This window comes from Enterobacter nematophilus, assembly GCF_026344075.1.
Lineage (GTDB): Bacteria > Pseudomonadota > Gammaproteobacteria > Enterobacterales > Enterobacteriaceae > Enterobacter > Enterobacter nematophilus.
The window spans coordinates 63,159-88,002 of sequence record NZ_JAPKNE010000003.1 but is presented as its reverse complement, the minus strand read 5'-3'; the positions used below and the strand labels follow the sequence as shown (position 1 = coordinate 88,002).

Annotated in this window: 28 protein-coding genes; 16 read left to right on the top strand and 12 right to left on the bottom strand. The window is 55.9% G+C overall.

Translation table 11 applies throughout. From position 1 onward, the window contains the following. Positions 1 to 17: 17 nt before the first annotated feature. The 6 genes from ibaG to mlaF form a co-directional block, all read right to left on the bottom strand. Entirely contained in the window at positions 18 to 272 is a 255-nt protein-coding gene (gene ibaG, locus OSH03_RS10130) for a BolA family iron metabolism protein IbaG (RefSeq protein WP_008501458.1), read from the bottom strand. A 126-nt stretch (positions 273 to 398) separates the two neighbouring features. After that, complete coding sequence (gene mlaB, locus OSH03_RS10125; protein ID WP_045630728.1) at positions 399 to 692, bottom strand: lipid asymmetry maintenance protein MlaB; 294 nt, start codon at positions 690 to 692, stop codon at positions 399 to 401. Beyond that, positions 692 to 1,327 (bottom strand): phospholipid-binding protein MlaC, encoded by a 636-nt coding sequence (gene mlaC, locus OSH03_RS10120; protein ID WP_061096951.1) that lies wholly within the window; start codon positions 1,325 to 1,327, stop codon positions 692 to 694. The genes mlaB and mlaC overlap by 1 nt, the downstream gene beginning before the upstream one ends. A gap of 17 nt (positions 1,328 to 1,344) precedes the next feature. Continuing rightward, positions 1,345 to 1,893 carry an outer membrane lipid asymmetry maintenance protein MlaD gene (gene mlaD / locus OSH03_RS10115; RefSeq protein WP_041911946.1) on the bottom strand — a complete coding sequence of 183 codons (549 nt, stop codon included), beginning with the start codon at positions 1,891 to 1,893 and terminating at the stop codon, positions 1,345 to 1,347. A gap of 4 nt (positions 1,894 to 1,897) precedes the next feature. Continuing rightward, positions 1,898 to 2,680, bottom strand: coding sequence for a lipid asymmetry maintenance ABC transporter permease subunit MlaE (gene mlaE / locus OSH03_RS10110; protein WP_028014564.1), 783 nt, complete (start codon positions 2,678 to 2,680; stop codon positions 1,898 to 1,900). A 7-nt stretch (positions 2,681 to 2,687) separates the two neighbouring features. Continuing rightward, complete coding sequence (mlaF, locus tag OSH03_RS10105; protein ID WP_028014565.1) at positions 2,688 to 3,500, bottom strand: phospholipid ABC transporter ATP-binding protein MlaF; 813 nt, start codon at positions 3,498 to 3,500, stop codon at positions 2,688 to 2,690. A gap of 227 nt (positions 3,501 to 3,727) precedes the next feature. Between mlaF and OSH03_RS10100 the strand changes: the two genes are divergently transcribed. The 11 genes from OSH03_RS10100 (at position 3,728) to npr (ending at position 11,647) form a co-directional block, all read left to right on the top strand. Beyond that, positions 3,728 to 4,705: a calcium/sodium antiporter gene (locus OSH03_RS10100; protein WP_266178957.1), complete on the top strand. Its 978-nt coding sequence runs from the start codon at positions 3,728 to 3,730 to the stop codon at positions 4,703 to 4,705. 13 nt (positions 4,706 to 4,718) lie between these two features. Further along, the gene (gene kdsD, locus OSH03_RS10095; protein WP_023333606.1) at positions 4,719 to 5,705 is read left to right on the top strand and encodes an arabinose-5-phosphate isomerase KdsD; all 987 of its coding nucleotides are present in this window, start codon (positions 4,719 to 4,721) and stop codon (positions 5,703 to 5,705) included. Positions 5,706 to 5,719: 14 nt separating this feature from the next. Further along, positions 5,720 to 6,286: a 3-deoxy-manno-octulosonate-8-phosphatase KdsC gene (gene kdsC / locus OSH03_RS10090; protein ID WP_025756695.1), complete on the top strand. Its 567-nt coding sequence runs from the start codon at positions 5,720 to 5,722 to the stop codon at positions 6,284 to 6,286. Further along, complete coding sequence (lptC, locus tag OSH03_RS10085) at positions 6,283 to 6,858, top strand: LPS export ABC transporter periplasmic protein LptC (protein ID WP_028014568.1); 576 nt, start codon at positions 6,283 to 6,285, stop codon at positions 6,856 to 6,858. The genes kdsC and lptC overlap by 4 nt, the downstream gene beginning before the upstream one ends. Further along, on the top strand, positions 6,827 to 7,381 hold the full coding sequence (lptA, locus tag OSH03_RS10080; RefSeq protein ID WP_061096949.1) for a lipopolysaccharide ABC transporter substrate-binding protein LptA: 555 nt from the start codon (positions 6,827 to 6,829) through the stop codon (positions 7,379 to 7,381). Before lptC ends, lptA begins: the two co-directional genes overlap by 32 nt. A 6-nt stretch (positions 7,382 to 7,387) precedes the next feature. After that, positions 7,388 to 8,113 carry an LPS export ABC transporter ATP-binding protein gene (gene lptB / locus OSH03_RS10075; protein ID WP_028014570.1) on the top strand — a complete coding sequence of 242 codons (726 nt, stop codon included), beginning with the start codon at positions 7,388 to 7,390 and terminating at the stop codon, positions 8,111 to 8,113. 47 nt (positions 8,114 to 8,160) lie between these two features. Next, on the top strand, positions 8,161 to 9,594 hold the full coding sequence (rpoN, locus tag OSH03_RS10070) for an RNA polymerase factor sigma-54 (RefSeq protein ID WP_266178956.1): 1,434 nt from the start codon (positions 8,161 to 8,163) through the stop codon (positions 9,592 to 9,594). A 22-nt stretch (positions 9,595 to 9,616) separates the two neighbouring features. Beyond that, entirely contained in the window at positions 9,617 to 9,904 is a 288-nt protein-coding gene (hpf, locus tag OSH03_RS10065; RefSeq protein ID WP_014171818.1) for a ribosome hibernation promoting factor, read from the top strand. A gap of 82 nt (positions 9,905 to 9,986) precedes the next feature. Further along, on the top strand, positions 9,987 to 10,478 hold the full coding sequence (gene ptsN / locus OSH03_RS10060) for a PTS IIA-like nitrogen regulatory protein PtsN (protein ID WP_008501443.1): 492 nt from the start codon (positions 9,987 to 9,989) through the stop codon (positions 10,476 to 10,478). A gap of 45 nt (positions 10,479 to 10,523) precedes the next feature. Further along, positions 10,524 to 11,378, top strand: a complete 855-nt coding sequence (rapZ, locus tag OSH03_RS10055; RefSeq protein WP_014885397.1) for an RNase adapter RapZ — start codon at positions 10,524 to 10,526, stop codon at positions 11,376 to 11,378. Then, positions 11,375 to 11,647, top strand: coding sequence for a PTS phosphocarrier protein NPr (npr, locus tag OSH03_RS10050; RefSeq protein WP_003861872.1), 273 nt, complete (start codon positions 11,375 to 11,377; stop codon positions 11,645 to 11,647). The genes rapZ and npr overlap by 4 nt, the downstream gene beginning before the upstream one ends. Positions 11,648 to 11,685: 38 nt before the next feature. Here npr and mtgA read toward each other — a convergent pair whose 3' ends face one another. The 6 genes from mtgA to OSH03_RS22100 all read right to left on the bottom strand — a co-directional run bounded on the left by mtgA (position 11,686) and on the right by OSH03_RS22100 (position 18,068). Then, positions 11,686 to 12,411 (bottom strand): monofunctional biosynthetic peptidoglycan transglycosylase, encoded by a 726-nt coding sequence (mtgA, locus tag OSH03_RS10045; protein WP_266178955.1) that lies wholly within the window; start codon positions 12,409 to 12,411, stop codon positions 11,686 to 11,688. Continuing rightward, positions 12,408 to 13,061, bottom strand: coding sequence for an isoprenoid biosynthesis glyoxalase ElbB (gene elbB / locus OSH03_RS10040; protein WP_266178954.1), 654 nt, complete (start codon positions 13,059 to 13,061; stop codon positions 12,408 to 12,410). Before elbB ends, mtgA begins: the two co-directional genes overlap by 4 nt. 232 nt (positions 13,062 to 13,293) lie before the next feature. Continuing rightward, on the bottom strand, positions 13,294 to 15,627 hold the full coding sequence (arcB, locus tag OSH03_RS10035; RefSeq protein ID WP_061096945.1) for an aerobic respiration two-component sensor histidine kinase ArcB: 2,334 nt from the start codon (positions 15,625 to 15,627) through the stop codon (positions 13,294 to 13,296). 135 nt (positions 15,628 to 15,762) lie between these two features. Beyond that, the gene (gene lptG / locus OSH03_RS10030) at positions 15,763 to 16,845 is read right to left on the bottom strand and encodes an LPS export ABC transporter permease LptG (RefSeq protein ID WP_028014575.1); all 1,083 of its coding nucleotides are present in this window, start codon (positions 16,843 to 16,845) and stop codon (positions 15,763 to 15,765) included. Continuing rightward, entirely contained in the window at positions 16,845 to 17,945 is a 1,101-nt protein-coding gene (gene lptF, locus OSH03_RS10025; RefSeq protein ID WP_028014576.1) for an LPS export ABC transporter permease LptF, read from the bottom strand. The genes lptG and lptF overlap by 1 nt, the downstream gene beginning before the upstream one ends. 63 nt (positions 17,946 to 18,008) lie before the next feature. Then, a complete protein-coding gene (locus tag OSH03_RS22100; RefSeq protein ID WP_213743486.1) occupies positions 18,009 to 18,068 on the bottom strand; it encodes a hypothetical protein in 60 nt (19 codons plus the stop codon). Positions 18,069 to 18,211: 143 nt separating this feature from the next. On the opposite strand from OSH03_RS22100, the gene pepA reads away from it, so the two are divergent. The 5 genes from pepA (at position 18,212) to ahr (ending at position 24,838) form a co-directional block, all read left to right on the top strand. Continuing rightward, positions 18,212 to 19,723, top strand: coding sequence for a leucyl aminopeptidase (gene pepA / locus OSH03_RS10015; protein WP_266178953.1), 1,512 nt, complete (start codon positions 18,212 to 18,214; stop codon positions 19,721 to 19,723). Positions 19,724 to 19,809: 86 nt separating this feature from the next. Next, positions 19,810 to 20,253 (top strand): DNA polymerase III subunit chi, encoded by a 444-nt coding sequence (gene holC / locus OSH03_RS10010; RefSeq protein WP_003861884.1) that lies wholly within the window; start codon positions 19,810 to 19,812, stop codon positions 20,251 to 20,253. Beyond that, on the top strand, positions 20,253 to 23,108 hold the full coding sequence (locus OSH03_RS10005) for a valine--tRNA ligase (RefSeq protein WP_061096944.1): 2,856 nt from the start codon (positions 20,253 to 20,255) through the stop codon (positions 23,106 to 23,108). Before holC ends, OSH03_RS10005 begins: the two co-directional genes overlap by 1 nt. A gap of 123 nt (positions 23,109 to 23,231) precedes the next feature. Continuing rightward, on the top strand, positions 23,232 to 23,735 hold the full coding sequence (locus tag OSH03_RS10000) for a GNAT family N-acetyltransferase (protein ID WP_061096943.1): 504 nt from the start codon (positions 23,232 to 23,234) through the stop codon (positions 23,733 to 23,735). An 83-nt stretch (positions 23,736 to 23,818) separates the two neighbouring features. Next, positions 23,819 to 24,838, top strand: coding sequence for an NADPH-dependent aldehyde reductase Ahr (ahr, locus tag OSH03_RS09995; protein WP_151412463.1), 1,020 nt, complete (start codon positions 23,819 to 23,821; stop codon positions 24,836 to 24,838). Positions 24,839 to 24,844 lie beyond the last annotated feature (6 nt).

Below are 24,844 nucleotides of genomic sequence, written 5' to 3'. Positions count from 1 at the left end.
GGCCTGTCGCCCTCAGCTCAAAAACCGTTTAGTTTGCGATCGCGTGCCCATTCTTGCGGGGTGAACGCTTTAATCGACAGGGCGTGGATGCGGTTATCCGCAATATATTCCATCAGCGGCGCGTACACAGCCTGCTGCTTCTTCACACGGCTCATACCGTCGAACATCTCACCCACAGCAATAACCTGGAAGTGACTGCCATCGCCAGTGACGTGGGCTTCCTGAAGGGAGAGTGCATTCATCAGCACTGTCTGGATTTCATGATTTTCCATGGGCTCTTAATCATCTGATAGTGAAAACAAGCCCAACATCTTAGAGCAAAGTGGCGTCGTCTTAAACAAGCAAAAAGCCCCGACGATGAAACTGTCAGGGCTTTCGGAAGTAACGCACTGAAAATATTAACGAGGCAGTACGTCCTGAGGCAGATTGTAGAGTTGCGCAAGGGTAACGACATTGTCACTCGCGCCATGAAGCATGACGCTTGTTCCCTGCTTTTTACCCACGGCAACCAGATGGGCAAGCAACGCAACGCCTGCCGTATCCACCCGCGTGACGTCGGTTAAGTCGATAAGCGTCACGCCCTGCATCGCTTCATGGCGTTTATCCCACAGCGGGTTCAGCAGATCCTGGTCCAGTTCACCGGACAGCCTTAACGTCTCACCTTCACGCGACCAGCGGAGTTGCTGCGACATTACTTCTTCTCGTCCAGGGTAATTTTCTGACGAGAAATAGACTGCAGCTGTGCGGTCAGGCCATCAATGCCCTTGGTGCGCAGCAGGTCGCTCCACTCGTTCTGTTTAGTGGTGATCATGCTCACCCCTTCGGCGATCATGTCATACGCCTGCCAGTGGCCGGTCTGGCTGTTTTTACGCCACTGGAAATCCAGACGCACCGGCGGACGGCCGTTAGGATCGTTGATCGTCACGCGGATAGGAATGATGGTGGCATCGCCCAGCGGCTGCTCTGGCGCAATCTGATAGGTTTGACCGTGGTACATCGCCAGCGCCTGGCCGTAAGCCTGTTTCAGGTATTCACGGAATGCAGCAAAGTAGGCTTCACGCTGAGCAGGCGTCGCGTCTTTGTAATAACGCCCCAGTACCAGCGCTCCCGCATATTTGATCTGCACATACGGCAGCAGTTCCTGGTCAACCACGTCACGCAGATAGTCAGGATTCGCGCGAATTTTTGGCTGTTCGTTTTTGAGACGGTCGAAGGTTTTCTTCGCAGCTTCGTCCATCAGTTTGTACGGGTTGCTCTGATCCGCAGCATGCGCCGCAGTGAGAGGGGCAATGACCAGCATGGCAACCATTAACAGTCGTTTAAACATGAATGACTTCTCCTGAATTAATTCGCAGCACCAGGGGTCGGCGCAACGTTGGTATGGTCTTCACTCTGCGCAGGGGCATCGTCAGACTTTTTATCATCCCCTTTACTGTTGTAAAGGAACTGACCAATCATGTCCTCCAGCACCATCGCGGACTTCGTATCCTGGATAACGCTACCGTCTTTAAGGATAGTCGTTCCCAGCTCAGGGTCTTCAAAGCCCACGTTAAGGGCCAGATATTGTTCACCCAGCAGGCCGGAAGTACGGATAGAAAGGGAGCTGGTGTCCGGAATGTGGTTGTAACGTTCTTCGATATCCATCGCGACGCGCGGCAAATACGTTTTTTCATCGAGCGTAATGTCAGATACGCGGCCGATCACCACACCGCCAATGCGGACCGGTGAACGCGCCTTCAGCCCGCCGATGTTATCGAACGTGGCATAGATGCGATACGTCGGCTCGGTGCGCACAGACGTGATATCCGCCGCTCGCAGGCAGATAAACAGCGCCGCCAGCAGCGCCAGCAGCAGGAAAACGCCGACCCAAATTTCATTTTTTCTCGTTTGCATGAACTCAATTCCCAAACATCAGTGCGGTGAGCACAAAATCCAGACCCAGTACGGCCAGCGACGAATGTACGACAGTACGTGTAGTTGCACGGCTAATGCCCGCCGAGGTCGGGATGGCATCGTAACCATTGAACAATGCAATCCAGGTGACCGTAATGGCAAATACCACGCTTTTAATCAGGCAGTTAACCAAATCCATTCGCAGGTCGATGGCGTCCTGCATCGCGGACCAGAAGAAACCGGCATCAATGCCTTTCCAGTGGACCCCAACCAGCGAACCGCCCCAGATCCCCACGGCGACAAACAGAATAGTCAGTAGCGGGAGCGAGATCACCCCCGCCCAGAAACGCGGCGAGATCACGCGACGCAGCGGATCGACCGCCATCATCTCCATGCTGGAGAGCTGCTCGGTGGCACGCATCAGGCCAATCTCAGCCGTTAATGCCGATCCTGCACGCCCGGCGAACAGCAGCGCCGCCACAACCGGCCCCAGCTCGCGCAACAGCGAGAGCGCCACCAGCATCCCGAGGCTGGTTTCCGCACTGTAGGTTGTCAGGACGAGGTAGCCCTGCAGCCCCAGCACCATGCCGATAAACAGACCGGAAACAATAATGATGAGCATCGACAGCACGCCGACATTATAAAGCTGACGCACCAGCAGAGGGGCGTGCTTGCTAAACTCCGGCTTGCCGACCAGCGCGTTGAATAACATCAATCCGGCACGCCCGAACGTCCTGATGGTTTTTATGCCACGGTGTCCGAGAGCGGCCAACGCATTTAACAGCATGAGTGGCTTAACTCCCTATTCCCAGTAAATCGTCACGATAATCGCCCGCCGGGTAGCGGAACGGTACGGGTCCGTCAGCAATACCGTCAAGGAACTGCCGCACGCGCGGATCGCAATTTTCCTGCAGCGCCTGGGCGCTACCGTGTGCAACGATCTTTTTGTCCGCCACGATATAGGCGTAATCGGCAATGCTCAATACTTCCGGTACATCGTGAGACACCACGATACAGGTGACGCCGAGCGCGCTGTTCAGTTCAGAGATGAGCTTTACCAGCACGCCCATCGTGATGGGATCCTGCCCGACGAACGGTTCGTCGAACATGATTAAATCGGGCTCTAATGCAATGGCTCGCGCCAGCGCGGCGCGGCGCGCCATCCCGCCGGACAGCTCCGAAGGCATCAGCTTCGCGGCTCCCCGCAACCCCACGGCTTCAAGCTTCATCATCACCGTACTTTTCAGAAGCTCAGGCGGCAGGCTGGTATGCTCGCGTAGCGGATAGGCCACGTTATCAAAGACGTTCATGTCGGTGAACAACGCCCCTGACTGAAAGAGCATACTCATACGTTTGCGGACAGTATACAGGCGCGAGCGCGACATCTCCGGGACGTTTTCGCCATCGAAGAGGATTTCACCGCTATCCGGTGGGATCTGACCACCAATAAGGCGCAGGAGAGTCGTTTTACCGATCCCGGACGGCCCCATGATGGCGGTGATTTTGCCACGCGGTACGGTCAACGAAATATCATCGAATATCAGTCGATTGCCACGAGAAAAACTCACACCGCGGACATCGACAATATTCGCCATCGTTTGGCTCATTTATAGTTCCTTTCTTACCCTGCTCACGTTAAGGCGTGCAGCCTGAATCAGCCCTTAACCCCGCATTTTTACAGAATATTAGCCGTTGAGGTTAGCGAAAGCTGGCATTTGTTTTACTTTTCCGGCGCATAAAGTCAAAATTAGGAATTCGTTACGCCTCAGACCGTATGCAGTCCAGCCATTCCCGCGCGATGGACCGACAAGTATACCTGAAGAAAGGACTTTTGATGCTTTTAGCAACAGCACTGTTAATCATTGGTTTACTGTTAGTGGTCTACAGTGCTGACCGTTTAGTCTTTGCTGCATCTATCCTGTGTCGCCTGACGGGCGTACCGCCTGTTGTCATCGGGATGACCGTGGTCGGCGTTGGCACGTCACTTCCTGAAATCATCGTCTCCGTCTCGGCGTCGCTGCATGGTCAGTTGGACCTGGCAATTGGTACCGCAATTGGCTCTAACATCGTCAATATATTACTGATTTTAGGCCTTGCGGCACTGCTCCATCCATTTCGCGTCCATTCTGATGTTCTGCGACGTGAATTGCCGCTAATGTTAGTCGTAAGCCTGCTGGCAGGATGCGTATTCTATGATGGCGTACTGAGCTATAGCGACGGCATTTTCCTGCTGGCGCTGGCCGTCATCTGGTTACTGTATAGTGTTAAAATTGCCCGCCAGGCGGAAAAGCAGGGTCAGGATAGCCTGACGCGTGAGCAGGTTGCCGAACTCCCGCGTGAAGGTACGCTGCCGGTCGCCCTGCTCTGGCTTGGCGTTGCGCTGATCATCATGCCGATGGCAACGCGCATGGTCGTGGATAACGCGACGGTGCTGGCGAACTATTTCGCCATGAGCGAACTGACGATTGGCCTGACGGTGATTGCTATCGGCACCAGCCTGCCGGAGCTGGCCACCGCCATTGCGGGGGCGCGTAAAGGGGAAGATGACATCGCCATTGGTAATATCATCGGCTCCAACATATTTAATATCGCGATTGTCATGGGCCTGCCGGCTCTGATTACGCCGGGGCCGTTTAACCCCCTGGCGTTTTCACGCGATTACGGGGTGATGCTGCTGGTCAGCGTGATATTTGCCCTGCTCTGCTGGCGGCGGCAACGCCAGATCGGCAAAGGCGCAGGCGCGCTGCTGACGGGTGGATTTATCGTATGGATGGCGATGCTGTACTGGCTCTCGCCTCTTCTCTCTGGGTAAACGGAAACGCATTATGTCGCAAATAGAATTGCAGCCGGGTTTTGACTTTCAGAAAGCAGGCAAAGAGGTTCTGGAGATTGAACGTGAAGGTCTGGCGCAGTTAGATCAGTACATTAATCAGGATTTTAGTCTGGCATGTGAGAAGATGTTCTACTGTGCCGGGAAAGTCGTGGTGATGGGGATGGGCAAGTCCGGCCACATTGGGCGCAAAATGGCGGCAACGTTTGCCAGCACCGGAACCTCGTCCTTCTTTGTACACCCGGGGGAAGCCGCGCACGGCGATCTGGGGATGGTCACGCCGCAGGATATCGTTATCGCGCTTTCCAACTCCGGTGAGTCCAATGAAATTCTGGCATTGATCCCCGTACTGAAGCGTCTGCAGGTTCCGCTGATTTGCATGACCAGCCGTCCGGAAAGTAGCATGGCGCGTGCGGCCGATATTCACCTGTGCGTTAAAGTACCGAAAGAGGCCTGCCCGCTCGGCCTGGCGCCAACGTCCAGCACCACCGCCGCGCTGGTCATGGGCGATGCGCTTGCCGTCGCGCTGCTCGAAGCCCGCGGTTTTACGCCGGAAGATTTCGCGCTCTCCCACCCGGGCGGCGCGCTGGGGCGCAAACTGCTGCTGCGGGTAAACGATATTATGCACACCGGGGATGAGATCCCTCACGTCAGTAAAGAAGCCTCCCTGCGTGATGCCCTGCTGGAAATCACCCGCAAGAATCTGGGGATGACGGTCGTGTGCGACGATCTGATGAAAATTCAGGGTATCTTCACCGATGGCGACCTGCGTCGCGTGTTCGACATGGGTGTAGATGTCCGCACGCTCGGCATTGCCGATGTGATGACGCCCGGCGGCATTCGCGTGCGTCCGGGTACGCTGGCCGTGGATGTGCTGAACCTGATGCAGTCCCGCCATATCACCTCCGTTATGGTTGCCGATGGCGACCAGTTGCTGGGTGTGGTACATATGCATGATCTGCTGCGCGCTGGCGTAGTGTAATAAAGGATAAGACAATGAGTAATGCGGGTGCATCCCTTGCAACCTGTTATGGTCCGGTCAGTACCCAGATGATGGCAAAGGCGGAAAATATTCGTCTGCTCATTCTGGATGTGGATGGCGTACTTTCCGATGGCCTGATTTACATGGGCAATAACGGTGAAGAGCTGAAAGCGTTTAACGTTCGCGACGGCTACGGTATCCGCTGTGCGCTCACCTCAGGTATCGAGGTTGCTATCATCACCGGACGAAAAGCTAAACTGGTAGAAGACCGCTGTGAAACCTTAGGCATTACCCATCTTTACCAGGGTCAATCCGATAAGATGGCAGCGTTCAACGATTTACTGGGTAAACTGGCTATCGCACCGGAAAACGTGGCCTACGTCGGGGACGACCTGATTGACTGGCCGGTGATGGCTGAAGTCGGTCTTAGCATCGCGGTTGCTGATGCTCATCCGCTGCTGATCCCACGCGCTGACTACGTTACCCACATCAACGGTGGCCGGGGTGCCGTCCGTGAAGTCTGCGATCTGCTTCTGCTGGCGCAGGGCAAGCTTGATGAAGCCAAAGGGCAATCGATATGAGTAAAACCAGACGTTGGGTTATCATTCTGCTTTCGCTTGTCGCACTGGTATTGATTGGCGTTAACCTTGCCGATCGCGACGATACGCAAACGGAAGTCGTCAACAATAACGATCCAACCTATAAAAGCGATCACAGCGACACCGTGGTCTATAGCCCGGAAGGTGCGCTGAACTATCGCCTGATTGCCCAGCACGTTGAATACTTTTCCGATGACGGCGTTTCGTGGTTTACCCAACCTGTCATGACCACTTTCGATAAAGACAAAGTGCCGACGTGGTCAATTAAGTCAGATCGGGCCAAACTGACAAATGACCGTATGCTTTATCTGTATGGCCACGTTGAAGTCAACGCCCTGACCGCTGACTCGCAACTGCGAAAAATTACGACGGATAATGCCCAGATCAACCTGGTAACCCAGGACGTGACGTCGCAGGATCTGGTCACACTGTATGGCACAACATTTAATTCCAGCGGTTTAAGAATGCGCGGGAACTTACGCAGCAAGAACGCCGAGCTGATTGAAAAGGTTAGAACCTCCTATGAAATTCAAAACAAACAAACTCAGCCTTAAAGTAATTATCGCCAGCGCGATGCTGGCGGCCAGTCTCCCCGCGCTTGCTGTAACGGGCGATACCGACCAGCCGATCCATATCGAGTCCGACACCCAGTCTCTCGATATGCAGGGTAACGTCGTCACCTTCACGGGTAACGTCGTCGTGACGCAGGGCACCATCAAAATCAACGCCGATAAAGTGGTCGTTACCCGTCCGGGCGGCGAGCAGGGCAAAGAGATCATTGATGGTTACGGCAACCCGGCCACCTTCTACCAGATGCAGGACAACGGCAAGCCGGTGAAGGGCCACGCCTCGCATATGCACTATGAGCTGGCGAAGGATCTGGTCATCCTGACCGGAAAAGCGTACCTGGAACAGCTGGACAGCAATATTACCGGTGACCAGATTACCTATCTGGTGAAAGAGCAAAAAATGCAGGCCTCCAGCGAGAAAGGCAAACGCGTAACCACCGTGCTGGTTCCGTCGCAGCTGCAGGACAAAGGCAAGGGCCAGGCCCCGGCACAGAAGAAGAGTAACTAATTCGCTATGGCAACATTAACTGCAAAAAATCTCGCGAAGGCCTATAAGGGCCGCCGTGTCGTAGAAGATGTCAGTCTGACCGTCAACTCCGGCGAAATTGTGGGCCTGCTTGGCCCGAACGGTGCGGGTAAAACCACCACCTTCTACATGGTGGTTGGCATTGTGCCGCGCGATGCCGGCAACATTATTATTGACGATGAAGATATCAGCCTGCTGCCGCTGCACGCGCGCGCGCGCCGTGGCATCGGCTATCTGCCGCAGGAAGCCTCTATTTTCCGTCGTCTGAGCGTCTTTGATAACCTGATGGCGGTCCTGCAAATTCGCGACGACCTGACCAACGAACAGCGTCAGGATCGCGCCAACGAGCTGATGGAAGAGTTTCACATCGAGCACCTGCGCGACAGCCTGGGCCAGGCATTGTCCGGGGGTGAACGTCGTCGTGTTGAGATTGCGCGCGCGCTGGCCGCCAATCCGAAGTTTATCCTTCTGGATGAACCGTTTGCGGGCGTTGACCCGATCTCCGTTATCGACATTAAACGCATTATCGAGCATCTGCGTGACAGCGGGCTTGGCGTGCTGATCACCGACCACAACGTTCGTGAAACGCTGGCGGTATGTGAACGCGCGTATATCGTGAGCCAGGGCAATCTGATCGCTCACGGTACGCCACAGCAGATCCTCGAAGACGATCATGTTAAGCGCGTCTATCTTGGGGAAGACTTCAGACTCTGATAGGGTAGAGGTAACGTAACGCCGAACCGGAGAAAAATGCTCTGAACATGAAGCAAGGTTTGCAATTAAGGCTCAGCCAACAGCTGGCGATGACGCCGCAGTTACAGCAGGCAATTCGTCTGTTGCAACTGTCCACCTTAGAACTCCAGCAGGAGCTCCAGCAGGCGCTGGACAGCAACCCCCTGCTGGAGCAAGCCGATCTTCATGACGAGGTAGATACCCAGCAGTTGCAGGACACAGAAGCGCTCGACACCGCGGATGCACTCGAACAAAAAGAGATGCCGGACGAGCTTCCGCTGGATGCCAGCTGGGATGAAATCTATACCGCCGGCACCCCTTCCGGCACGCGTGCAGACTACCAGGACGACGAGCTACCGGTCTACCAGGGTGAAACCACCCAGTCGTTGCAGGATTACCTGATGTGGCAGGTAGAGCTTACCCCCTTCTCCGATACCGACCGCGCCATTGCCACGTCGATTGTCGACGCCGTTGATGACACCGGCTATTTGACCGTCACGCTGGACGACATTCTGGAAAGCATGGGCGATGAAGAGATTGAGATTGAGGAGATTGAAGCGGTATTGAAACGCATTCAGCGCTTCGATCCGGTCGGGGTGGCCGCGAAAGATCTGCGCGATTGCCTGCTGATCCAGCTTTCTCAGTTCAGCAAAGAAACACCGTGGCTCGACGAGGCACGCTTAATCATCAGCGATCATCTGGATCTTCTGGCTAACCACGATTTCCGCACCCTGATGCGCGTGACGCGCCTGAAGGAAGAGGTGCTGAAAGAGGCGGTAAATCTCATCCAGTCCCTCGATCCGCGTCCCGGTCAGTCGATCCAGACCAGCGAACCCGAGTACGTTATCCCGGACGTGCTGGTCAGAAAACACAATGACCGCTGGGTCGTTGAACTGAACTCTGACAGCATCCCTCGCCTGCAAATCAACCAGCAGTACGCCTCCATGTGTACCAGCGCGCGCAACGACTCCGACAATCAATACATTCGCAGCAATCTTCAGGAAGCGCGATGGTTGATAAAGAGCCTGGAGAGCCGGAATGATACCCTGCTTCGCGTGAGCCGCTGCATCGTTGAACAGCAGCAGGCATTCTTTGAGCAGGGCGAAGAGTATATGAAACCGATGGTGCTGGCGGATATCGCCCAGGCCGTCGAGATGCATGAATCCACCATTTCCCGCGTTACCACGCAGAAGTATCTGCACAGTCCGCGCGGTATTTTTGAGCTTAAGTATTTCTTCTCCAGCCATGTGAACACCGAGGGTGGCGGCGAAGCCTCCTCAACGGCGATTCGCGCCCTGGTGAAGAAGTTGATCGCCGCGGAGAACCCCGCGAAGCCACTAAGTGACAGTAAGTTGACCTCCATGCTGTCCGATCAGGGTATTATGGTGGCACGTCGTACTGTTGCGAAGTATCGAGAGTCTTTATCCATTCCGCCGTCTAACCAGCGTAAACAGCTGGTCTGACACAACCGATAAGGAAGACACTATGCAGCTCAATATCACAGGACACAACGTCGAGATTACTGAGGCCTTACGTGACTTCGTGAACGCTAAGTTCGCGAAACTCGAGCAGTATTTCGAAAGGATCAACCAGGTCTACGTTGTGTTAAAAGTGGAGAAAGTGACTCATATCTCGGATGCGACCCTGCATGTAAACGGGGGTGAGCTCCATGCCAGTGCGGAAGGGCAGGACATGTACGCGGCTATCGACGGCTTGATTGACAAGCTTGCGCGACAGCTCAATAAACATAAAGATAAACTGAAACAACACTAATTGTCCGGGCAGTTAACGGGTGCAGGACGGCCTGTTGTGAAACACAACAGGCCATTTGTACAGTTAGCGCTTAGGTGAAATTATGATGAACAACGATTCCGCTCTTCAACTGAGCAATGTCCTTAACCAGGAATGTACCCGCAGTGCCGTTCACTGCCAGAGCAAAAAACGTGCGCTGGAGATCATCAGTGAATTGGCTGCAAAACAGCTGGGCCTGCCGCCGCAGGTGGTGTTCGAAGCAATTCTGACCCGTGAAAAGATGGGCAGTACCGGTATCGGCAACGGCATCGCGATCCCGCACGGCAAGCTGGAAGAGGACACCCTGCGTGCCGTCGGTGTGTTTGTGCAGCTGGAAACGCCAATCGCTTTTGACGCCATTGATAACCAGCCCGTCGATCTCCTCTTCGCGCTGCTGGTGCCTGCCGACCAGACCAAGACCCATCTGCATACGCTTTCGCTGGTTGCTAAACGTCTGGCGGATAAAACCATCTGCCGTCGACTGCGCTCAGCCCAAAGTGATGAAGAGCTTTATCAAATTATCACTGAAGCAGAAGGCAATCAGGATGACGCATAACCAGGTGATGGCCTTCACATCTGTTGTCCTGAGGAGAAACGGAACATGGTGCTGATGATTGTCAGCGGTCGTTCAGGGTCGGGTAAATCCGTTGCCCTGCGCGCGCTGGAAGACATGGGTTTTTACTGCGTCGATAACCTGCCGGTCGTGTTATTGCCCGATCTGGCACGCACGTTAGCGGAGAGACAAACCTCCGCTGCCGTCAGTATCGACGTGCGTAACATGCCGGAATCCCCGGAGATCTTCGAACAGGCAATGAGTAACCTGCCTGACGCGTTCTCGCCTCAGCTGCTGTTCCTTGATGCCGACCGCAATACCCTGATCCGCCGCTACAGCGACACCCGTCGTTTGCACCCGCTTTCCAGCAAGAATCTCTCGCTGGAGAGCGCCATCGACGAAGAGAGCGATCTGCTTGAGCCGCTGCGATCTCGTGCCGATCTGATTGTCGACACCTCAGAGATGTCCGTTCACGAGCTGGCGGAAATGCTGCGTACCCGCCTGCTGGGTAAACGCGAGCGCGAGCTGACGATGGTATTCGAATCCTTCGGCTTTAAGCACGGTATTCCGATTGATGCGGACTATGTTTTCGACGTGCGCTTCCTGCCGAACCCGCACTGGGATCCAAAACTGCGTCCAATGACCGGTCTGGATAAGCCCGTGGCGGCGTTCCTCGACCGACACACAGAAGTTCACAATTTTATCTACCAGACGCGAAGCTACCTTGAGCTATGGTTACCTATGCTGGAGACAAACAATCGTAGCTACCTGACGGTAGCGATTGGCTGTACCGGCGGTAAACATCGTTCGGTCTATATCGCCGAACAGCTGGCCGACTATTTCCGCTCGCGCGGTAAGAACGTTCAGTCCCGTCATCGCACGCTGGAAAAACGTAAAACATGACCGTAAAACAAACCGTTGAGATCACCAACAAGCTGGGCATGCATGCGCGCCCGGCGATGAAGCTGTTTGAGCTGATGCAGGGTTTCGATGCAGAAGTGCTGCTGCGTAATGACGAAGGCACCGAAGCGGAAGCCAACAGCGTGATTGCGCTGCTGATGCTGGACTCCGCCAAGGGGCGTCAGATCGAGGTAGAAGCCACCGGACCTCAGGAAGAGGAAGCCCTGGCGGCGGTAATTGCGCTGTTTAACGCCGGCTTCGACGAAGATTAGGCCTGCTATTCTGGCGGGTGGCGCTGCGCTTACCCGCCCTACATTAACGCATTTCTCTCCATAAACCCTTCCCCACCCAGCTGGCGCATCTGGCGCATGATCCACGCCTGACGGCTTCGCACGTACCCTGACGGGGCGCTGGCCTTGAAGCGGATAGGATTAGGCAGAACAGCCGCGAGCAGCGCCGCCTCCGACATGCTCAGCCTGCTGGCAGGTTTATTAAAATAGCGTTGTGATGCAGCTTCGACACCAAATACCCCGTCGCCGAACTCGGCGATATTAAGATAAACGGTCAGAATACGCTTTTTGCTCCAGACCGTTTCCATTCCCAGGGTCAGGCCCGCTTCCAGCCCTTTTCGCACCCAGCTTCGGCCATCCCACAGGAACAGGTTTTTAGCCGTCTGCTGCGACAGCGTTGACGCACCGCGTACGCGGTTTTCGTGACGTTCGTTATGGGCCAGCGCCTTTTCAATCGCGGCCACATCGAACCCCCAGTGCTCCGGGAATTTTTGATCTTCCGCCGCGATAACCGCCAGCCCCATGAACGGAGAAATTTCATCCATGCTCACCCAGTCAGAATGGGCAACGTAGCCGAAATCACCGGAGAACCACGCGCTAAGCTGGCGCTCAACCATGACCGCTGAAAACGGTACCGGCAAAATGCTGAACACCGCCAGCCCGCCTCCCCATAACACCGCCAGCACGAGAACGATGCGTAGAAGAAGGCGTTTCACCCATGCGCCTGCGGAAAACTGACGCCTCATTCCGTCAGCACCAGTACCCGGGCGACCAGCTTTTCAATACCCACGGCGGCTTCCGCAATATTCTTCGCCAGCATATACGCGGGCGTGGTGACAACTTTATTGTCTTCATCCACCACAATGTCATCGACCGGGCACGGAACGTGTTCGCCACCCATATCTTCGACGACCTCTGCGGTATCAATATCGGTTCCGATCGTCAGCCGTAACGGGAAATCGAAAATGTTTGGCAGCATGGCCGGCGCAATACAGATAAAGCCCAGCGGCTTGCCCGCGGCATGCATCGCCAGCGTCAGCGTTTTTAAATCAGGGTCCACCTTGCATGCGGCGCCTTCGGCAGCAAAGGTGCTGAGATTTTTCGCGGCGCCGAAGCCGCCCGGCACAATGAGTGCATCCAGCTCAGCGGCATCTGCCTGCGCCAGCGGATGAATCTCTCCCCGGGCAATACGCGCGGCTTCAATCAGCACGTTGCGCGTTTCGGCCATCGGCTCGCCGGTCAGATGGTTAATCACATCCGCCTGATTTTTGTCGGGCGCAAAACAGATAACCTCTGCTCCCTGTTTCGCCAGGGCCAGCAGCGTGATTACGGCTTCATGTATTTCTGAACCATCAAAAACACCGCATCCGCTCAGGACGACACCAATTTTTTTCATCTTGACGATCCTTCTTTGCAACTCGCTGAAGCACATTAATAATTTTGATTAAAACGCTATGCTTCACACATTTCACTGATTCATGTAACAAACCATTTAAGATTTGCTATCTTATCTGCGTGCGGCCTAAATTTTTACGGCGGCGCCCATTAGAAAATTACTTTAAAAAACAGGCGCAGCCACGATTTCCCTGGTGTTGGCGCAGTATTCGCGCACCCCGGTCTAGCCGGGGTCATTTTTTTCTGGCGTCCACCCAGGCTTTAAGCACCGCAACATCGTTCTGCCACTCTTGTTTCATCTCTTCAACCCAATCACCCACGTTATCTTCCCAAGCTGGTAAATCAGGCGACTGAATCTGTTGACCCAGCTGCTGCAGGTGGCGTAACCCGACCGAGCCGGCCGCGCCTTTGATTTTATGCCCTTCTTCCACAATGCCCTTCTGGTCCCGCGCCGTCAGATTTGACTCCAGCACGCTCAGATAGCCCGGCATCATTTTTTCAAACACCGCCAGACCGTCGGTAATCAGTTTCGGGCCGACCAGATCGATATACTGCTCCAGCATCGCGGTATCGAGTATCGTTTGGGCTTTTGCGCTATCAACAGACGTCATGGTGCTCTCCTCTTCATCGTGGGTATCCCAGAACTTCTTGATCATGGCGGTCAGAGCAGGCACCGCCAGAGGCTTGCTGAGTACATCGTCCATACCGGCGTCGAGATACTCTTTTTTATCTTTCAGCACGTTTGCCGTCAGCGCCACCAGCGGCGGCAGTTCATCAGCCGCGTACTGACGCGTCAGTTCACGCGAGATATCCAGCCCGGTCATATCCGGCAACTGGATATCCAGCAGAACGAGGTCATATTCGCCCGGCTTAAACATCTCCAGCGCGGCTTTACCGGTCATCGCGACATCCACGCTGTTGCCCAGTTTTTCCAGCACCGAGCGCGCTACAATCACGTTAAGCTCAATATCCTCCACCAGCAGGACGTGCAGCGCAGGCAGCGGCATATCGTCGTTTTCGAAGGTATCCTCTACCTCTTCCGCCACCGCCGGCGCATGCACCGTCAGCGTGAAGGTTGACCCTTTGCCCGCCTGGCTGGCAACGGTGATGTCACCGCCCATGCTCTTCGCCAGCCGTTTAGAGACCGCGAGGCCGATCCCGGTGCCGGTGGCCGGTTTTCCGCCGTTGCTGTCCTTCACCTGGTAGTACATCGCGAAAATCTTGTCCTGCTCCTCCTGCGGAATACCAATCCCGGAGTCCTCCACCTCGAAGTGCAGCATGTCGCCTTCGTCATAGCGGATACGCACCGCCACCTGCCCCTTCTGGGTAAATTTCACCGCGTTGCTGATGAGGTTCCACAGGATCTGACGCAGCCGCGTGCCGTCGGTAACAACTTTATGCGGCAGCGGCAGGGTGGGCTCCATGACAAAATTCAGCCCCTTCTGCTGCGCCTGCAGACCAGACAAGTTTTCCAGATCGGCAAGGAAGCTGGTGAAATCAACCGGCTGGTTATCAAGCTGAACCTTACGGCGCTCCATCTTATCCATATCAATAATATCGTTGAAGATATTACCCAGCGTGACCGCCGAGACATGAATCGTTTTGAGGTATTTTTCCTGCTCTGCGGTCAGGTCGGTGTCCAGCAGAATGCGGCTCAGCCCCACGATGCCATTGAGCGGCGTACGCAGTTCGTGGCTGATTGTCGAGATAAAGGTGGTCTTGTCGCGGCTGGCGCGCTCCAGCGCATCCTGGTAGCGCTTACGCTCGGTAATATCGCGGCCAAAGCCCATCAGGCCGTGGCGCTTCCCGACGCGGTCATAGTACGGCACCTTGCGGATCTCAAAGCAGGCTTTACGCCCGTCCGGGTAATCCAGCCACTGTTCGTAGGTTAGCGAGACGTTATGGCGGAACACTTTTTCATCCGTTTCCATAACCTTGGCCGCCGCCTCTTCGGAGTAAACGTCCTGCGGCTTGAGGTGAATCAGCTGCTTCTCGCTTTTCCCGGTGAGGAGCTCCATCGCCCGGTTACAGCCGGAAAATTCTTTATCTTCGTTACGGTAGAACACCAGATCCGGCGAAGCGTCCAGGAACGAACGCAGGAAGGAGGATTGCTGCTCAAGCTGGATCTGCGTCACCTCGCGCTCTTTCATTTCGATTTTCAGCTGTTCCAGCGTGGCCTGACGCTCTGCCTCTGCCTTCTCACGATCTGAAATCTCCTGATTCAGCTGCGCAATGTTGTCTTTAAGCTGAACGTTGAGCTTCAGGTCGCGCTCGCGCATCTCCTCGAGCTTATCGACCAGTTTTGATAAGCGCTGACGGGACTCCTCCAGCTGTTCGACCACCACGGAAAGGAAATAGACCGCCCAGGGGGTAATGAGCAGGCCGAAGAAGATAGAGCGGATAACGTCGATACTCTCGACCTGACCATGCAGAACCATCGTAACGGCCATCTGCACGACAATGGCCAGCACGACCAGCGCCAGCGCCAGCAGCATGGAGAAACGCACCAGCCCAAGCTTCATCATCAGGTCGACGTAGTACTGGGCAAGCATTCGAATTTGCTTCATAGAGGATCCCTTCACGACTTTATCGCTCAATAATACTCAAATTCGAGGCGGGACGTTGAAGGTTGTGAGAAAAAGTGCGGGGTGAAACAGGAGATTAGCCTCGCTCCCGGTTCACCGGAAGCGAGGAGAGGTCAATCAGGAGCGTTTCAGCAGCAGCCAGAGGCTGATCAGGAAGAAGCTGGCGCTCGGCAGCAGCGCACCGATAATCGGCGGGATGCCATAAACCAGCGTCAGCGGACCGAAGATCTGATCGAGTACGTAGAAGACAAAGCCGAAGCTAATACCGGTCACGACGCGCACGCCCATCGGCACGCTACGCAGCGGGCCGAAGATAAACGACAGCGCCATCAGCATCATCACCGCCACGGACATCGGCTGGAAGATTTTGCTCCACATGTTGAGCTGATAGCGTCCCGCATCCTGCCCGCTCGACTTCAGGTACTTCACATAGTTATGCAAGCCGCTGATAGAGAGCGCGTCAGGATCCAGCGCCACAACCCCGAGCTTATCCGGCGTGAGGTTGGTCTTCCAGGTGCCGGTCACCGTCTGTGACCCGGTAATCTGTTTTGGATCGGTCAGGTCAGATTCATCAACCTGCGACAAACGCCACTGCTTATGTTCCGCGTCAAACTTCGCTGAAGAGGCGTGTCGGACAGACTCCAGACGGCGCTGATCATTGAAAGCATAAATGCTCACCCCGCCCAGTTCATCATTGCCCTTTACCCGTTCGATGTAGACGAAGTTTTTACCGTCTTTCGCCCATAAACCTTGCTGAGTCGAGAGCAGTGAACCACCGTACATAGCCTGAGCACGATAGTTACGCGCCATCTGTTCGCCCTGCGGTGCCACCCACTCGCCAATCGCCATGGTCAACAGCACCAGCGGGATGGCGGTTTTCATTACCGACAGCGCAACCTGCATACGGGTAAAGCCTGAGGCCTGCATCACCACCAGCTCGCTGCGCTGAGCCAGCATCCCCAGCCCCAGCAGCGCACCCAGCAGGGCCGCCATCGGGAAGAAGATCTGCACATCTTTTGGCACGCTGAGCAGGGTGTACATCCCCGCCCCCATCGCGTCATAGCTGCCCTGCCCGGCTTTTTTCAGCTGATCGACAAATTTGATAATGCCGGAGAGCGACACCAGCATGAACAACGTCATCATGATGGTGGTGAAAATGGTTTTACCGATATAGCGATCAAGAACGCCAAACGCCTGCATTAGATGGCTCCTTTACGCGAGAATCGGGCACGTATGCGGCGCACAGGCACCGTATCCCACAGGTTTAATCCCAGCGCCAGTAAGATGTACAGGCTGTTAACGAACCACGTCCAGACCATCGGATCCAGCTTACCCTTCGCGCCGTTAGAGCGAATCGAGGTTTGCAGCAGGAAGTAGATCAGGTAAAGCAGCATCGCTGGCAGCATAGAGAGCACGCGCCCCTGGCGCGGGTTCACCACGCTCAGCGGAACGACAATCAGTGCCATCATAAACACGGTGAATACGAGCGTAATACGCCAGTGGAACTCAGCCCTCGCTCTGTCGGTATCGGTATTCCACAGCGTGCGCATATCCATTTGCTCGGTATCCGTCGGATCGAGCGCCACCGCCTGATGACCAATAATGGCCTGATAGTTCTGGAAATCCGTAATGCGGAAGTCGCGCAGCATCGCGGTGCCTTCGAAACGGGTGCCTTTATTCAGCGTGACGACCTGAGAACCGTCTTTGCGCTGGGAAAGCTGGCCAGAATCGGCAACCACTACGGACGGACGCGCGTTACCTTTAGGACGCAGCTGCGCCAGGAAGACATCGTTAAATTTACTGCCGTCAACGCTCTCAATAAACAGCACGGAGTTTCCGTCAGTCGCCTGCTGGAACTGCCCCTGCGCAAGCGCCGCCATGCCGGGGTTTGCTTTCGCTTCGGCCAGCACTTCGTCCTGATGACGGGAAGACATAGGGCCCGCCCACATCACATTCACCGCCGCAACAATGCCCGTGAACAGCGCCAGTATCATCGCCGCTTTCACCAGTACGGCTTTACTCAGGCCGCAGGCATGCATCACCGTAATTTCACTCTCGGTGTACAGCTTACCGAGGGTCATGAGCAGGCCGAGGAATAGACTCAGCGGCAGAATAAGCTGCGCCATTTCCGGGATCCCCAGCCCAAGCAGGGAAAGCACCAGATTCGTTGGAATTTCGCCGTCAACGGCCGCACCGAGGATCTTCACCAGCTTCTGACAGAAAAAAATCAGCAGCAGGATGAAGAGGATCGCCAGTTGGCTTTTGAGCGTCTCCCGCACCAGATATCTTATGATTATCACTTTAAATACGCCCGTAAAAACCCGTCTCTTTGCTGGAAAATCGCTTGTTTCATGGCTTAAACGTCATTTATTCTCTTGAGTCGTCGAAATCGTCGCTAAGATTAAAACATCCGGCGGATTCACGCTTCAGGACTTTTTCTGACGTGTCGAAACCGTAGTAACGTAAGATTAACACGAAGTCACCACAACAGCGGACATGAGTTACGAAAGGTTTCAATTCTATCCGTAGCAGCCGCCGTTGTCTTTAAGATTCAGGAGCGTAGTGCATGGAGTTCAGTGTAAAAAGCGGTAGCCCGGAGAAACAGCGGAGTGCCTGCATCGTTGTGGGCGTCTTTGAACCGCGCCGACTCTCCCCGATCGCCGAGCAACTCGATAAAATCAGTGACGGCTATATCAGCGCCCTGCTGCGCCGTGGCGAACTGGAAGGCAAACCTGGGCAGACGCTGTTACTGCACCATGTTCCGAACGTCCTGTCAGAGCGTATTCTGCTGATTGGCTGCGGCAAAGAGCGCGAGCTGGATGAACGTCAGTATAAGCAGGTTATTCAGAAAACCATTAATACGCTGAATGATACTGGTTCAATGGAAGCCGTCTGCTTCCTGACCGAGCTGCACGTCAAAGGCCGTAACACCTACTGGAAAGTGCGTCAGGCAGTCGAAACCGCAAAAGAGAGCCTGTACAGCTTCGATCAGCTTAAGACCAACAAAAGCGAGCCGCGTCGTCCGCTGCGCAAAATGGTCTTTAACGTGCCAACCCGTCGCGAACTGACCAGCGGCGAGCGCGCCATCCAGCATGGTCTGGCAATTGCCGCCGGTATCAAAGCGGCAAAAGATCTCGGCAACATGCCGCCAAACATCTGTAACGCCGCCTACCTCGCCTCTCAGGCGCGCCAGCTGGCTGATTCCTACAGCAAAAACGTCATCACCCGCGTCATCGGCGAACAGCAGATGAAAGAGCTGGGCATGCACTCTTATCTGGCGGTGGGTAACGGCTCGCAGAACGAATCCCTGATGTCGGTCATCGAATACAAAGGCAACCCGTCCGAAGATGCGCGTCCGATCGTGCTGGTGGGTAAAGGCCTGACCTTCGATTCCGGCGGTATCTCCATCAAGCCTGCCGAAGGCATGGACGAGATGAAATACGACATGTGCGGCGCGGCGGCGGTATATGGCGTGATGCGCATGGTCGCGGAACTTCAGCTGCCGATTAACGTCATTGGCGTGCTGGCAGGCTGCGAAAACATGCCTGGCGGTCGCGCGTATCGCCCGGGCGACGTCCTGACGACTATGTCCGGCCAGACCGTTGAGGTGCTGAACACCGACGCCGAAGGCCGTCTGGTGCTGTGCGACGTGCTGACCTACGTTGAGCGCTTCGAGCCTGAAGCAGTGATTGACGTGGCCCCCCTGACCGGTGCCTGCGTGATTGCGCTGGGCCACCACATCACCGGCCTGATGTCGAACCACAACCCGCTGGCGCACGAGCTTATCGGCGCGTCTGAGCAGGCCGGCGACCGCGCATGGCGTCTGCCGCTGGGCGACGAGTATCAGGAACAGCTGGAGTCTAACTTTGCGGATATGGCGAACATCGGCGGTCGTCCTGGCGGGGCTATTACCGCGGGCTGCTTCCTGGCGCGCTTTACCCGCAAGTACAACTGGGCGCACCTGGACATCGCCGGCACCGCATGGCGCTCCGGTAAAGCCAAAGGCGCAACCGGCCGTCCGGTGGCGCTGCTGTCGCAGTTCCTGCTCAATCGTGCGGGTTTCAACGGCGACGAGTAAGTCAAAACGGCAGTAAACCGTAGGCCGGGTAAGGCGAAGCCGCCACCCGGCTTAAGCATTTAAAGCGAGCACAAGAAGCCCCATATATGAAGAATGCAACGTTCTACCTTCTGGACAACGACACCCATCAGGATGGCCTCAGCGCCGTTGAACAGCTGGTGTGTGAAATTGCCGCAGAACGTTGGCGCGCAGGTAAACGCGTTCTGATTGCCTGTGAAGATGAACAGCAGGCGATTCGCCTTGATGAAGCGCTGTGGGCGCGCCCGCCTGAGAGCTTTGTGCCGCATAACCTGTCGGGCGAAGGTCCGCGAGGCGGGGCCCCGGTCGAAATAGCCTGGCCGCAAAAGCGCAACAGCAGCGCGCGCGATATTCTCATTAGCCTGCGGACAGACTTTGCAGATTTTGCCACCGCTTTCACAGAAGTGGTAGACTTTGTCCCTTACGAAGAATCCTTGAAACAACTGGCGCGCGAACGCTATAAAGCGTACCGCCTGGCTGGTTTTAACCTGAATACGGCAACCTGGAAATAATGGAAAAGACATATAACCCACGCGATATCGAACAGCCGCTTTACGAGCACTGGGAACAGCAGGGCTATTTCAAGCCTAACGGCGACGAAAGCAAAGAGTCCTTCTGCATCATGATCCCGCCGCCGAACGTCACCGGCAGTTTGCATATGGGGCATGCTTTCCAGCAGACCATCATGGACACCATGATCCGCTACCAGCGCATGCAGGGCAAAAATACCCTGTGGCAGGCGGGGACTGACCACGCGGGTATCGCGACCCAGATGGTGGTTGAGCGTAAAATTGCCGCTGAAGAAGGTAAAACCCGTCACGACTACGGTCGCGAGGCGTTCATCGACAAAATCTGGCAGTGGAAAGCAGAATCCGGCGGCACCATTACCCGTCAGATGCGCCGTCTCGGCAACTCCGTGGACTGGGAGCGCGAGCGCTTCACCATGGACGAAGGCCTGTCCAACGCCGTGAAAGAAGTGTTCGTCCGTCTGTACAAAGAAGACCTGATTTACCGCGGCAAACGCCTGGTAAACTGGGACCCGAAACTGCGCACCGCAATTTCTGACCTGGAAGTGGAAAACCGCGAGTCCAAAGGCTCCATGTGGCACATCCGCTACCCGCTGGCCGACGGCGCGAAAACCGCAGACGGTAAAGATTACCTGGTGGTGGCGACCACCCGTCCGGAAACCCTGCTGGGCGATACCGGCGTGGCCGTTAACCCGGAAGATCCGCGCTATAAAGATCTGATCGGCAAATTCGTGGTGCTGCCGCTGGTAAACCGCCGTATTCCAATTGTTGGCGACGAACACGCCGACATGGAAAAAGGCACCGGCTGCGTGAAAATCACCCCTGCGCACGACTTCAACGACTATGAAGTGGGTCGTCGTCACGCCCTGCCGATGATCAACATTCTGACCTTCGACGGCGATATCCGCGAAAGCGCAGAAGTGTACGACACCAAAGGCAACGAATCCGACGTCTATTCCAGCGAGATCCCGGCGGAGTTCCAGAAGCTGGAGCGCTTTGCCGCACGTAAAGCTATCGTAGCTGCCGTTGACGCGCTCGGCCTGCTGGAAGAGATTAAGCCTCACGATCTGACCGTGCCGTACGGCGACCGTGGCGGCGTGGTTATTGAGCCAATGCTGACCGACCAGTGGTACGTACGTGCCGACGTGCTGGCGAAACCGGCTGTTGAAGCGGTTGAAAACGGCAGCATTCAGTTCGTGCCGAAGCAGTACGAAAACATGTACTTCTCCTGGATGCGCGACATTCAGGACTGGTGTATCTCCCGTCAGCTGTGGTGGGGTCACCGCATCCCGGCATGGTACGACAACGAAGGCAACGTCTACGTTGGCCGTAGCGAAGACGAAGTGCGTCAGGAAAACAGCCTGAGCGCTGACGTAGCCCTGCGTCAGGATGAAGACGTGCTGGATACCTGGTTCTCCTCCGCGCTGTGGACCTTCTCCACTCTCGGCTGGCCAGAGAACACCGACGCGCTGCGTCAGTTCCACCCAACCAGCGTGATGGTGTCAGGCTTCGATATCATCTTCTTCTGGATTGCCCGCATGATCATGATGACCATGCACTTCATCAAAGACGAAGACGGCAAGCCGCAGGTTCCGTTCCATACCGTCTACATGACCGGCCTTATCCGCGACGACGAAGGCCAGAAGATGTCCAAGTCCAAGGGCAACGTGATTGACCCGCTGGACATGGTTGACGGTATCTCCCTGGAAGACCTGCTGGAAAAACGTACCGGCAACATGATGCAGCCGCAGCTGGCTGAGAAAATCCGCAAGCGTACCGAGAAGCAGTTCCCGAACGGGATCGAATCTCACGGTACCGACGCCCTGCGCTTCACCCTGGCGGCGCTGGCCTCTACCGGCCGCGACATCAACTGGGACATGAAGCGTCTGGAAGGTTACCGTAACTTCTGTAACAAGCTGTGGAACGCCAGCCGCTTCGTGCTGATGAATACCGAAGATCAGGACTGCGGCTTCAACGGCGGCGAAATGACCCTGTCTCTGGCAGACCGTTGGATCCTGGCGGAATTCAACCAGACGGTGAAAGCCTTCCGCGAGGCGCTGGACAGCTACCGCTTCGATATCGCAGCGGGCATCCTGTACGAATTCACCTGGAACCAGTTCTGCGACTGGTATCTGGAGCTGGCGAAGCCGGTGATGAACGGCGGTTCTGAGGCGGAGCTGCGCGGCACGCGCAACACGCTGATTACGGTTCTGGAAGGTCTGCTGCGCCTGGCGCATCCGGTCATTCCATTCATCACCGAAACCATCTGGCAGCGCGTGAAGGTCATTGCGGGCATCAACGCCGATACCATCATGCTGCAGCCGTTCCCGGAATTCGATGCGGCTAAGGTTGATGAAGCGGCGTCTGCGGATACCGAGTGGCTGAAACAGGCGATCGTTGCGGTACGTAACATCCGTGCCGAAATGAACATCGCCCCTGGTAAACCGCTTGAACTGCTGCTGCGCGGCTGCAGCGAGGCTGCCGTTCGTCGCGTCACCGAGAACAACACCTTCCTGAAAACTATGGCGCGTCTGGAGAGCATCACCGTGCTGCCTGCGGATGACAAAGGTCCGGTTTCCGTGACCAAAATCATCGACGGCGCCGAGCTGCTGATCCCGATGGCGGGCCTGATCGACAAAGACGCGGAGCTGGCGCGTCTGGCGAAAGAAGTGGCGAAAGTCGACGTGGAAATTGGCAAAATTGAAAGCAAGCTGGCGAACGAAGGCTTTGTTGCCCGCGCGCCGGAAGCGGTCATCGCCAAAGAGCGTGAGCGTCTGGTTGCCTTTGCCGATGCGAAGACCAAGCTGATCGAGCAGCAGGCGGTTATTGCAGCCCTGTAATGCTTTTACCCCTTACGCTTCAGGGCGTAAGGGGTAACCTTCCTGAAAACTCCTCGCTTGCACTCCCTTTTCCGCGGTGCTATTAACAGCAACTGTGTGTCAATTTTTGTAATGAGTAATGCCATGAGCGTGATTACCCCCGTCGCGACGACGATGCGTCGGATCACTGAGCAGGACAATCCGGCTATCGCCGCCGTTATCCGCACCGTATCTGCAGAGTATGGGCTGACAGCGGATAAAGGTTACACCGTTGCCGACCCAAACCTGGACGAACTTTTCCAACTCTATAGCCAGCCGGGACATGCCTACTGGGTCATCGAACAGGACGGTAATGTCGTGGGCGGCGGCGGCATAGCGCCGCTGAGCTGCAGCGAGCCGGATATCTGTGAGCTGCAGAAAATGTATTTCCTGCCGTCGGTTCGTGGACAGGGCCTGGCGAAAAAGCTGGCGCTGGTCGCCCTGGAGCACGCGCGCGCTCATGGGTTTAAACGCTGTTACCTCGAAACCACCGCCTTCCTCAAAGAGGCCATCGGCCTGTATGAACATCTGGGCTTTGAGCATATTGATGCGCCGCTGGGCTGCACGGGCCACGTTGACTGCGAAGTCAGAATGCTGAAAAGTCTGTAAGTTTCGTTCCTGCCCCCTTCTGTTAAGCGGCTGTAAACTGAATGCTCTACACTCTCAGTTCACACCACAACGGGGGAAACACGATGTCGAAGATAAAAAGCTACGCCGCACCGCAGGCGGGTGCAGAACTTGAGCTGTACGAGTACGATGCGGGCGAACTAAAAGCAGAAGACGTCGAAGTACAGGTTGATTACTGCGGGGTCTGCCACTCAGATCTCTCGATGATCGACAACGAATGGGGCTTCTCCAGCTATCCGCTGGTTGCCGGGCACGAAGTCATTGGCCGCGTCGTCGCGCTCGGCAGCGCCGCGCAGGACAAAGGGCTGAAGGTTGGCCAGCGCGTGGGCATTGGCTGGACGGCACGCAGCTGCGGCCACTGCGATGCCTGCATCAGCGGCAACCAGATCAACTGCCTTGAAGGCGCGGTGCCCACCATCCTGAATAAGGGCGGTTTCGCCGATAAGCTGCGCGCCGACTGGCAATGGGTCATCCCGCTGCCGGACAGCATTGATATTGAATCTGCCGGTCCGCTGCTGTGCGGCGGGATCACCGTCTTTAAACCGCTGCTGATGCACCACGTCACCGCCACCAGCCGCGTGGGCGTGATCGGTATCGGCGGTCTGGGCCATATCGCCATCAAGCTGCTGCACGCGATGGGCTGTGAAGTCACGGCGTTCAGCTCTAACCCGTCGAAGGAAAAAGAAGTGCTGGCCATGGGCGCGGACAAAGTCGTGAACAGCCGCGATCCGGACGCGCTGAACGCGCTGGCGGGCCAGTTTGACCTGATCATCAACACCGTGAATGTCGATCTCAACTGGCAGCCGTACTTTGAAGCGCTGGCCTACGGCGGTAACTTCCACACCGTGGGTGCGGTGATGAAGCCGCTGCCGGTTCCGGCCTTTACCCTGATCGGCGGAGATCGCAGCGTGTCCGGCTCAGCGACCGGTACGCCGTACGAGTTGCGCAAGCTGATGAAGTTCGCCGGACGCACCAAAGTGGCGCCAACCACCGAGCTGTATCCGATGTCGAAAATCAACGAAGCCATCCAGCACGTGCGCGACGGCAAAGCCCGCTACCGCGTGGTGTTGAAAGCGGATTTTTGATGTGAC